Genomic DNA, 11,054 nt, shown 5'->3' on the forward strand with positions numbered 1-11,054 from the left:
AGTCGGAAAAAGAATGTCGCAACGATGCAACTTTCCCTACTTGACTCGTGCTTAAACGCTCAAGCCACGCAATCTGGTACGCGGTTTGCACTTCCATCTGTGATGCAAAGGACAGGCCGAGACGGTAACACCCTTTGCACGCGAAGGCTGTCACAGAACAGCCCATTGCGCCAAGTGACCCAATAACAAGCCAATACGGGTCGGATGCGCCTCAAAAGGGTGCGGTGCAATTCCGGCTCGATACAACAAGAGCGATTTGGAGGTTGTGAATGAAGATGTTGAAAACCACCCTGGCAGTCCTGACCGCTGCCGCTGCCCTGGGCGCTGTGAGTACGGCCCAGGCCGGGGCGACGCTCGATGCGGTTAAGAAGAAGGGCTTCGTCCAGTGTGGCGTGAGTGACGGTCTTCCTGGCTTCTCGGTTCCGGATGCACAAGGCAAGATCGTCGGGATCGACGCCGATGTCTGCCGCGCCGTGGCGGCAGCCGTGTTCGGGGACGCGACCAAGGTCAAGTTCAGCCAGCTCAACGCCAAGGAACGCTTCACCGCGCTGCAATCGGGCGAAGTCGACGTGCTGTCGCGCAACACCACCTGGACCAGTTCGCGCGATGCCGGCATGGGCCTGATGTTCACCGGGGTCACCTATTACGACGGCGTAGGTTTCCTGGTCAACAAGAAGCTTGGCGTATCCAGTGCCAAGGAGCTCGATGGCGCGACCATCTGCATCCAGGCCGGCACCACGACCGAACTGAACGTATCGGACTTCTTCCGCGCCAACGGCCTGAAATACACTCCCATCACCTTCGACACCTCGGATGAAAGCGCCAAGTCCCTGGAGTCTGGCCGTTGCGATGTGCTGACGTCGGACAAATCTCAACTGTTCGCCCAGCGTTCCAAGCTGGCTGCCCCAGCTGACTACGTGGTACTGCCGGAAACCATTTCCAAGGAACCGTTGGGGCCGGTCGTGCGCAAGGGTGACGAGGAGTGGTTCAGCATCGTCAAGTGGACCCTGTTCGCCATGCTCAATGCCGAAGAAGCCGGCATCACCTCCAAGAACGTCGAGGCCGAGGCCAAGGGCACCAAGAACCCGGACGTGGCGCGTCTGCTCGGTGGCGACGGCGAGTACGGCAAGGACCTCAAGCTGCCCAAAGACTGGGTAGTGCAGATCGTCAAGCAAGTGGGCAACTACGGCGAAGTGTTCGAGAAGAACCTTGGCCAGAGCACCGACCTGAAGATCGACCGTGGCATGAATGCCTTGTGGAACAACGGCGGCATCCAGTACGCACCCCCTGTGCGCTGATGGTTGCACCTGCGGCGGCATCCCGCCGCCGCAGGCGGTCCGCTACCCTTTTCTTCGGGGCATTTCATGCAAAATCCAATTGGCGCACGAAAGGGTTTATCCCTGAGCGATCCACGTGTGCGCGCGTGGCTGTTCCAGCTACTGACCATCGTCTTCGTGGTCGGTCTGGGCTGGTACCTGTTTCACAACACGCAAACCAACCTGCAGCACCGGGGCATCACCTCGGGGTTTGACTTTCTTGACCGCAGTGCCGGCTTCGGCATCGCCCAGCACCTGATTCCCTACGTGGAGTCGGACAGCTACGCGCGGGTGTTCGTCATCGGGCTGCTCAACACCTTGCTGGTGACCCTCATCGGCGTGGTGCTGGCCACCCTGCTGGGCTTCATCATCGGCGTCGCCAGGCTGTCACCGAACTGGATGATCAACAAGCTGGCTACCGTGTATGTGGAAACCTTCCGCAACATCCCGCCGCTGTTGCAGATCCTGTTCTGGTACTTCGCCGTGTTCCTGACCCTGCCAGGGCCGCGGGGCAGCATCAACATCGACGACGCGTTCTTCATCAGCAACCGCGGCCTGAACATGCCTGGGGCCTCCATGGCAGAAGGCTTCTGGCCCTTCGTGGCTGCCCTGCTGGTAGCTGTGCTGGCGACCGTGCTGATGGTGCGCCGAGCCAACCGGCGCTTCGAAGAAACCGGCCAGCCGTTTCACAAGTTCTGGGTAGGGCTGGCGCTGATGATCGCCATCCCAAGTGCCTGTGTGCTGTTGTTCGGCAGCCCCGTGCAGTGGGAGGTGCCGCAACTCAAGGGCTTCAACTTTGTCGGCGGCTGGGTACTGATCCCTGAACTGCTGGCGTTGACCCTGGCCTTGACGATCTACACGGCGGCGTTCATCGCTGAAATCGTGCGCTCGGGCATCCGTTCGGTCAGCCACGGCCAGACCGAGGCTGCGCGTTCGCTAGGGCTGCGCGAAGGGCCAACCTTGCGCAAGGTAATCATCCCGCAGGCGCTGCGCGTGATCATTCCACCGCTCACCAGCCAGTACCTGAACCTGGCGAAGAACTCCTCGCTGGCCGCAGGCATCGGCTACCCGGAAATGGTTTCGTTGTTCGCCGGCACCGTACTCAACCAGACCGGCCAGGCCATCGAAGTGATCGCCATCACCATGAGCGTCTACCTGGCCATCAGCATCAGCATTTCGCTGTTGATGAATTGGTACAACAAGCGCATCGCGCTGATCGAACGGTGAGGACACGCCTGTGAATGCTCATGTTTTCAAACCTGACATGCCGCCTCCGGTCAAGACCGTCGGTGTGCTCGCCTGGATGCGTGCCAACCTGTTCTCCAGCTGGCTCAACACCCTGCTTACCCTGTTCGCCATCTACCTGGTCTGGCTGATCGTGCCGCCGCTGCTGCAGTGGGCGTTGATCGACGCGAACTGGGTGGGCACCACCCGTGCCGACTGCACCAAGGAAGGCGCCTGCTGGGTGTTCATCCAGCAGCGTTTCGGCCAGTTCATGTATGGCTACTACCCATCCGAGATGCGCTGGCGGGTGGACCTGACGGTATGGCTGGCGGTGCTGGGCGCAGCGCCGCTGTTCATCCGCAGCTTCCCGCGCAAGGCGGTCTACGGCCTGGGGTTCCTGGTGCTGTACCCGTTGGTGGCCTACACCCTGCTGCACGGCGGACTGTTCGGCCTGGAGACGGTACCGACCAGCCAGTGGGGTGGCCTGATGCTGACGCTGGTGATCGCCACCGTGGGCATCGTCGGGGCCTTGCCCCTGGGGATCGTACTGGCACTGGGGCGGCGCTCGCGCATGCCGGCGGTGAAAGTGGTGTGCGTAACCTTCATCGAGTTCTGGCGAGGCGTGCCACTGATCACGGTGTTGTTCATGTCGTCGGTGATGCTGCCGCTGTTTCTGCCCGAGGGCATGAGCTTCGACAAGCTGCTACGGGCCATGATCGGGGTGATCCTGTTCCAGTCGGCGTACATCGCCGAAGTGGTACGTGGGGGCCTGCAAGCCATCCCCAAGGGGCAGTACGAAGCCGCCGCCGCCATGGGGCTGGGCTACTGGCGCTCGATGGGGCTGGTGATCCTGCCCCAGGCGCTCAAGCTGGTTATCCCTGGCATCGTCAACACCTTCATCGCCCTGTTCAAGGACACCAGCCTTGTGATCATCATCGGCCTGTTCGACCTGCTCAACAGCGTCAAGCAAGCTGCCGCCGACCCGGCCTGGCTGGGCATGGCCACCGAAGGCTATGTGTTCGCCGCCTTGGTTTTCTGGATTTTCTGTTTCGGTATGTCCCGCTACTCCATGCACCTGGAGCGCAAGCTGGACACTGGCCACAAGCGTTAGGAGTTTCGAAATGAGTGAAGCGATCAAGCAGCCTGCCGGCCCCGAAGGCATCATCCAGATGCAGGGCGTGAACAAGTGGTATGGCCAGTTCCATGTGCTCAAGGACATCAACCTCAATGTTCGCCAGGGCGAGCGCATCGTGCTGTGCGGGCCCTCGGGCTCGGGCAAGTCCACCACCATCCGCTGCCTGAACCGCCTGGAAGAACACCAGCAAGGGCGAATTGTGGTTGACGGTGTGGAGCTGACCAACGACCTCAAGCAGATCGAGGCCATCCGCCGCGAAGTGGGCATGGTGTTCCAGCACTTCAACCTGTTTCCGCACCTGAGCATCCTGGAAAACTGCACGTTGGCCCCCATGTGGGTGCGCAAGATGCCCAAGCGCAAGGCCGAGGAAATCGCCATGCACTACCTGGAGCGAGTGCGTATCCCGGAGCAGGCGCACAAGTACCCAGGGCAGTTGTCCGGTGGTCAGCAGCAGCGCGTGGCCATCGCCCGGGCGTTGTGCATGAAGCCCAAGATCATGCTGTTCGATGAGCCGACCTCGGCGCTGGATCCGGAAATGGTCAAGGAAGTGCTCGATACCATGGTTGGCCTGGCCGAAGATGGCATGACCATGCTCTGCGTGACCCACGAAATGGGCTTTGCCCGCACTGTGGCGAATCGGGTGATCTTCATGGACAAGGGCGAGATCGTCGAGCAGGCGTCACCGGACGATTTCTTCGACCGGCCACAGAGCGACCGCACGCGCTTGTTCCTCAGCCAGATTCTGCATTGATGCAGTAAAGGGGCGATTGGCCTGCGTGGCACCGCAGGCCAATCCCAAGCGCCCACGTGCGGGGCACTTGCGTTACTTTTCTTCCTGCTTGGCCACCGGCGCTGGCGGTGGCCGCAGGCCTACCTCGGCGATCAGCTTGAGCTGCTGACCGTTGCGCATTACCTCGATGGTGATCTTTTCGTTGGGCTTGATGCGCGCCACCTGGTTCATCGACCGGCGGCCATCGCCCGCCGGCTCGCCGTTGATGCTCAGGATCACATCCCCCAACTGCAGACCGGCCTTGGCTGCCGGGCCTTCGCGGAATATGCCCGCCACCACGATGCCTGGCCGGTCCTTCATGCCGAACGACTCGGCAAGCTCTGCGCTTAGCGGCTGAACTTCGATGCCCAGCCAGCCCCGGATGACCTGGCCGTGCTCGACGATCGACTTCATCACCTCAAGGGCCAGCTTCACTGGAATGGCGAAGCCGATGCCTTGCGAGCCACCTGACTTGGAGAAGATGGCAGTGTTGATGCCGATCAGGTTGCCGTTGGCATCCACCAAAGCGCCGCCCGAATTGCCCGGGTTGATCGCCGCGTCGGTCTGGATGAAATCTTCGTAGTTGTTCAGGCCCAGCTGGTTACGGCCGGTGGCGCTGATGATACCCATGGTCACGGTCTGGCCGACCCCGAACGGGTTGCCGATCGCAAGGGACACGTCGCCGATGCGAATGGTATCGGAGCGCCCGATGGTGATGGCCGGCAGTTTCTTCAGGTCGATCTTGAGCACCGCCAGGTCCGTCTCCGGGTCGCTGCCGATCACCCTGGCCAAGGTTTCCCGGCCATCCTTGAGCGCCACGACGATCTGGTCGGCGCCGCTGGTCACATGGTTGTTGGTCAGCAGATAGCCCTCGGGGCTCATGATCACCGCCGAGCCCAGGCTGGACTCCCAGCGGCGTTGCTTGGGCAGGTTGTCGCCGAAGAACCGGCGGAACTGCGGGTCTTCGAACAGCGGGTGCGAGCTCTTGTTCACCACCTTGGTGGTGTACAGGTTGGCTACCGCAGGCGCAGCCAGGGTAACGGCGTCGGCATAGGAGACCGGGCCCTGCACCACCTGCGTGGACTGGGGCGCCTGTTGCAGGTTGACATCCTGACTGGGCAAGCCGACCCACTCCGGAAAGCGTTGGATGATCAGGGCGGCGATGAGCACGCCGGTGAGCAGGGGCCAGCCAAAGTAACGCAGAGCCTTGAACATGAACGAATCCTGGAAAGAGCCGCGGCCTGGGGCCGCGCAGTGGAGCGTGGGCGCGCGATCATACACCGGTTCCCCCAGTGCCGACGACGGCCCATAATGGCCGGCATTATACGGACCTTCTCCAGGCCTTGCGCCTGGCAGGCACGCAGTTTTTTCGAGGAGATTTCCCATGGCCGTCGCGCTGAGTACATTGGTCGAAGAAGCCGAGCGCTACCTGGGCAGCAGCAGGATCCAGGACTATTGCCCCAACGGCTTGCAGGTCGAAGGCCGGCCGCAGGTCGGGCGCATCGTCACTGGCGTGACCGCCAGCCAGGCCTTGCTCGATGCAGCCGTTGAGGCTCAAGCCGATCTCGTGCTGGTGCACCATGGTTATTTCTGGAAGGGGGAAAATCCCTGCATCACCGGCATTCGCCAGCGACGCCTGAAAACCCTGCTCAACAACGACATCAGCCTGCTGGCCTTTCACCTGCCGCTCGACGTCCATCCGGAAGTGGGCAACAACGTGCAGCTGGCGCAACAGCTTCAGATCACCGTAGAGGGCCCGCTCGACCCAGACAACCCCAAGGTGGTCGGGCTGGTCGGGTCGCTGGCCCAACCCATGACTGCCCGCGATTTCGCCCGCCGTGTGCAGGATGTGCTGGGGCGTGAACCGTTGCTGGTCGAGGAAGACAGAGTCGTTCGTCGTGTGGGATGGTGCACCGGCGGCGGGCAGGGGTACATCGACACGGCGATCGCGGCCGGGGTGGACTTGTACCTGACCGGCGAAGCGTCGGAACAGACCTACCACAGCGCCCGCGAAAACGGCGTGAGCTTCATCGCCGCAGGGCACCATGCGACCGAGCGCTACGGCGTGCAGGCATTGGGCGATTACCTGGCACGGCGTTTTGCCGTGGAGCACCTGTTCATCGACTGCCCCAATCCGATCTGACCGACCTGCCGGCGCAGGCCGCGTGGCAATGGGTTGGCAGGCTTGAGCGCCGACCCGCAGCCCAAACCCTCAGTCATATGGTTAGACGCTTTCGATCTATCCAGGCGCCTAAATAGAAGCATCTGCTGTGATAGAGTGGCTCGCTCGAACACGGCCCGCTGGCCGTCCATAAGATCGTTTTTCGTGAGTAGCCATGGTCGACAAACTGACGCACTTGAAACAGCTGGAGGCGGAAAGCATCCATATCATCCGCGAGGTGGCCGCCGAGTTCGACAACCCGGTCATGCTGTACTCGATCGGCAAGGATTCCGCCGTGATGCTGCACCTGGCGCGCAAGGCTTTCTTCCCGGGCAAGCTGCCGTTCCCGGTGATGCACGTCGACACCCAGTGGAAATTCCAGGAGATGTACCGCTTCCGCGACAAGATGGTCGAGGAAATGGGGCTCGACCTGATCACCCACGTCAACCCCGAGGGTGTGGCCCAGGGCATCAACCCGTTCACCCATGGCAGCTCCAAGCATACCGACATCATGAAGACCCAGGGCCTCAAGCAGGCGCTGGACAAGCATGGTTTCGATGCCGCTTTCGGTGGCGCGCGCCGCGACGAAGAAAAGTCGCGTGCCAAGGAGCGCGTGTACTCCTTCCGTGACAGCAAGCACCGCTGGGATCCGAAGAACCAGCGCCCTGAGCTGTGGAACGTGTACAACGGCAAGGTTAACAAAGGCGAGTCCATTCGTGTGTTCCCTCTGTCGAACTGGACCGAGCTGGACATCTGGCAGTACATCTACCTCGAAGGCATCCCGATCGTGCCGCTGTACTTCGCCGCCGAGCGCGAAGTCATCGAGAAGAATGGCACCCTGATCATGATCGACGACGCGCGCATCCTCGAGCACCTGTCCGAGGAAGAAAAAGCCCGCATCGTCAAGAAGAAGGTGCGTTTCCGTACCCTGGGCTGCTACCCGTTGACGGGCGCCGTGGAGTCCGAAGCCGAGACGCTCACCGACATCATTCAGGAAATGCTCCTGACCCGCACCTCCGAGCGCCAGGGCCGGGTCATCGACCACGACGGCGCCGGGTCCATGGAAGACAAGAAACGCCAGGGCTATTTCTAAGCTTCAAGCGGCAAGCTGCAAGAGCAATCGAGCGCGCAGCGTTCGAACCTTGTGGATTGCCGCCTGCATGGCCCGCGAGCGCTCCAGAATGCCAAGTGGGTTGATCAACCTAATTTCTAACTAGTTGTACGCCGACAAGCTTGCCGCTTGAAGCTGACAGCTTGGAGCTTGAATGAGATGAGTCACCAATCCGATTTGATCAGCGAAGACATCCTCGCTTATCTGGCTCAGCACGAGCGCAAAGAACTGCTGCGTTTCCTGACCTGCGGCAACGTGGATGACGGCAAGAGCACCTTGATCGGGCGCCTGCTGCATGACTCGAAGATGATCTACGAGGATCACCTCGAAGCCATCACCCGTGATTCGAAGAAGTCCGGCACCACAGGCGAGGAAGTGGACCTGGCGCTGCTGGTCGATGGCCTGCAGGCCGAGCGTGAGCAGGGCATCACCATCGACGTGGCCTACCGTTACTTCTCCACGGCCAAGCGCAAGTTCATCATTGCCGACACCCCGGGCCACGAGCAGTACACACGTAACATGGCGACCGGCGCATCCACCTGCGACCTGGCCATCATCCTGGTCGATGCCCGCTACGGTGTGCAGACCCAGACCCGCCGCCACAGCTACATCGCCTCGTTGCTGGGCATCAAGCACATCGTGGTCGCCGTCAACAAGATGGACCTCAAGGGCTTCGATGAGGGCGTCTTCGAGTCGATCAAGGCCGACTACCTGGCCTTCGCCGAAGCCATCAACCTGACGCCGAGCAGCCTGCACTTCGTGCCGATGTCCGCGCTCAAGGGTGACAACGTGGTCAACCACAGCGAGCAGTCGCCGTGGTACACCGGCCCGACATTGATGGAAATCCTGGAAACCGTGGAAGTGGCGGCCGACCGCAACTTCACCGACCTGCGTTTCCCGGTGCAGTACGTCAACCGCCCCAACCTGAACTTCCGTGGTTTTGCAGGCACCCTGGCCAGCGGCGTGGTGCACAAGGGCGATGAAGTCGTCGTGCTGCCGTCGGGCAAGAGCAGCCGGGTGAAGTCCATCGTCACCTACGAAGGCGAGCTGGAAAGCGCAGGCCCGGGTCAGGCCGTGACCCTGACCATGGAAGACGAGATCGACATCTCCCGTGGTGACCTGCTGGTGCATGCCGACAATGTGCCGCCTGTGACCGACCAGTTCGAAGCCATGCTGGTGTGGATGGCCGAAGAGCCGATGCTGCCGGGCAAGAAGTACGACATCAAGCGTGCGACCAGCTACGTGCCGGGTTCGATTGCCAGCATCACCCACAAGGTGGACGTCAATACCTTGGAAAAAGGCGCTGCCAGCGCCTTGCAGCTGAACGAGATCGGTCGCGTCAAGGTATCCCTGGACAGCGCCATTGCGCTGGACGGCTACGAGAGCAACCGCACCACCGGTGCGTTCATCGTCATCGACCGCCTGACCAACGGCACCGTGGGCGCCGGCATGATCATCGCCCAGCCTGTACTGCCCCATGGCAGCGCCGGGCAGCATGGCAAGTCGGCGCATGTCTCGACCGAAGAGCGTGCCCTGCGCTTTGGCCAGCAGCCGGCGACCGTACTGTTCAGCGGCCTGTCCGGCGCTGGCAAGAGCACTCTGGCCTACGCTGTGGAGCGCAAACTGTTCGACATGGGCCGTGCCGTTTATGTACTCGACGGGCAGAACCTGCGCCATGACCTGAACAAGGGCCTGCCACAGGATCGCGCTGGCCGTACCGAGAACTGGCGCCGCGCCGCCCATGTGGCGCGCCAGTTCAACGAAGCCGGCTTGCTGACCCTGGCCGCCTTCGTGGCCCCAGATGCCGAAGGCCGCGAACAGGCCAAGGCCCTGATCGGCAAGGACCGCCTGGTGACCGTCTACGTTCAAGCCTCGCCACTGGTCTGCCGCGAACGCGATCCGCAGGGCCTGTATGCGGCCGAAGGCGATAACATTCCAGGTGAGAGCTTCCCGTTCGATGTGCCACTGGATGCCGATCTGGTGATCGATACCCAGGCCACCAGCGTGGAAGAAGGGGTCAAGCTCGTGCTGGATGTGTTGAGGCAGCGTGGGGCGATCTAATCGCTGGCTTGCAAAAAAACCCGCTTCGGCGGGTTTTTTGTATACGCGTAATCCGTTGCTTTTGCGGGGTCCGTAAGAGCAACTGTCTTGCTGAGAATCTGAAAGGTTGCGCAACCAGGAGCTATAGCCGCGAACACTGGCAAAACTGGTGCCATTCACCGCCGCGTGCAAAGAGTCTTCCCTAGGCTCTGTGTGAAAAGTCTTGAGACGAAGGTCAGGCAAGGCGAAAACAGCCGAGGAAGCGGAGTTTACGGGTTGTAAATGAGCATTCCGAGGCTGTTTTCAACGCAGCATCACCGAGTATCAAGGCTTTTCACACAGAGCCTAAGCCTCAGAGCTGTATCCATACCCGGAAGGCTAGCGATTTTTAATTCTGAATCCTGCAAGCTCCTCTGACGCTCTCCACTCCAAGAGCCGCGCCATGCCTTGTTCGGAGCATCCTTCTCTCGTCGCCGGTGTCGGTTAAGGGTGTTCGCCGTGGCATATATCTTCTATTAGGGAGCAGGCGCTCATGATGTATTCAGACGGATCCTACAAGTTAAAACTTACTCTGTCAGGTAAGCTTCAATTGCTCATTGAAAATATGAGTGTGCTTTTAGGCACAAAAAGCGCCGTTATAAATTCCAGCAGTGGAGGGGCTGTATGGCTTTGCGTAGTGAATTAATGCCACCCGAACTTGATGAGAAACTAGTTTTGAAGCTTACTAGTCTTTCTGAGGAAATAGACTGCGGGGAACGCGACCTGACGGAACACATGGTTCTCGAGTTTAATCAGCTAGCTTCAACTTCCTTTGATTTCCTGGATTTTCAAGGCATCTACGGTGGCCAAGATCATGACACTTGGGTCCGTAAAGTCCTATACGAACCCTATATCAAACCGGTTCCCGACGTTACTACCGATGAGCTGGTTGAGATGATGCGAAGGGTCATGGAGTGTGATGGGGCTGAACATGAGGTTGATTTTTGGTTATTTATGTTGGAGGTGAATGTACCTAATGAGCGACTCGTGGATTTGATTTTTCGCCCCCATGTGTATTTCGCTGTCGCCGATTTTTCTCAGGAGTTATCACCTGAGCAAGCAATTTATTTGGCGCTGAATACAACAGCTGTTGCTGATGGCTAGATTCGGTGATGCAGTAGCAGCCTTGTTTGATGTGATCTATAACTCAGCTGGCACCTAGGTCACCTCAAAGTTGAGGCCCTAGGCTCTGTCTGAAATCCCAAGAAATTGAAATGTGGCCGCGGAACAGCCTGGGTTCGGTACAGTCGCCGACCATC

9 protein-coding genes are annotated in these 11,054 nt (G+C 60.2%); 8 read left to right on the plus strand and 1 reads right to left on the minus strand.

Features of this window, described 5'->3' with window-relative positions; translation table 11 throughout:
* Positions 1 to 269: 269 nt before the first annotated feature.
* From ACF8R3_RS07085 to ACF8R3_RS07100, 4 genes are all read left to right on the plus strand, one after another.
* Positions 270 to 1,298, plus strand: coding sequence for an amino acid ABC transporter substrate-binding protein (locus ACF8R3_RS07085; protein ID WP_058604931.1), 1,029 nt, complete (start codon positions 270 to 272; stop codon positions 1,296 to 1,298).
* A gap of 66 nt (positions 1,299 to 1,364) precedes the next feature.
* Positions 1,365 to 2,543: an amino acid ABC transporter permease gene (locus tag ACF8R3_RS07090; protein ID WP_196135112.1), complete on the plus strand. Its 1,179-nt coding sequence runs from the start codon at positions 1,365 to 1,367 to the stop codon at positions 2,541 to 2,543.
* 10 nt (positions 2,544 to 2,553) lie between these two features.
* A complete protein-coding gene (locus tag ACF8R3_RS07095) occupies positions 2,554 to 3,651 on the plus strand; it encodes an amino acid ABC transporter permease (protein WP_058604933.1) in 1,098 nt (365 codons plus the stop codon).
* Positions 3,652 to 3,661: 10 nt separating this feature from the next.
* Positions 3,662 to 4,426 carry an amino acid ABC transporter ATP-binding protein gene (locus ACF8R3_RS07100; protein WP_058637173.1) on the plus strand — a complete coding sequence of 255 codons (765 nt, stop codon included), beginning with the start codon at positions 3,662 to 3,664 and terminating at the stop codon, positions 4,424 to 4,426.
* Positions 4,427 to 4,498: 72 nt separating this feature from the next.
* On the opposite strand, the gene algW is transcribed toward ACF8R3_RS07100, so the two are convergent.
* A complete protein-coding gene (gene algW, locus ACF8R3_RS07105) occupies positions 4,499 to 5,659 on the minus strand; it encodes a Do family serine endopeptidase AlgW (RefSeq protein ID WP_023534328.1) in 1,161 nt (386 codons plus the stop codon).
* 169 nt (positions 5,660 to 5,828) lie between these two features.
* Here algW and ACF8R3_RS07110 point away from each other — a divergent pair, with 169 nt between their 5' ends.
* From ACF8R3_RS07110 to ACF8R3_RS07125, 4 genes are all read left to right on the plus strand, one after another.
* Positions 5,829 to 6,587, plus strand: a complete 759-nt coding sequence (locus ACF8R3_RS07110) for a Nif3-like dinuclear metal center hexameric protein (RefSeq protein ID WP_049696503.1) — start codon at positions 5,829 to 5,831, stop codon at positions 6,585 to 6,587.
* A 193-nt stretch (positions 6,588 to 6,780) separates the two neighbouring features.
* Positions 6,781 to 7,698: a sulfate adenylyltransferase subunit CysD gene (gene cysD / locus ACF8R3_RS07115; protein ID WP_058604935.1), complete on the plus strand. Its 918-nt coding sequence runs from the start codon at positions 6,781 to 6,783 to the stop codon at positions 7,696 to 7,698.
* Positions 7,699 to 7,875: 177 nt separating this feature from the next.
* Positions 7,876 to 9,777 carry a sulfate adenylyltransferase subunit CysN gene (gene cysN, locus ACF8R3_RS07120; protein WP_027914462.1) on the plus strand — a complete coding sequence of 634 codons (1,902 nt, stop codon included), beginning with the start codon at positions 7,876 to 7,878 and terminating at the stop codon, positions 9,775 to 9,777.
* Between the two features lie 642 nt (positions 9,778 to 10,419).
* Positions 10,420 to 10,899: a hypothetical protein gene (locus tag ACF8R3_RS07125; RefSeq protein WP_392515342.1), complete on the plus strand. Its 480-nt coding sequence runs from the start codon at positions 10,420 to 10,422 to the stop codon at positions 10,897 to 10,899.
* Positions 10,900 to 11,054: the final 155 nt, after the last annotated feature.

This window comes from Pseudomonas sp. FYR_7 (assembly GCF_043106155.1).
Classification (GTDB): domain Bacteria; phylum Pseudomonadota; class Gammaproteobacteria; order Pseudomonadales; family Pseudomonadaceae; genus Aquipseudomonas; species Aquipseudomonas parafulva_B.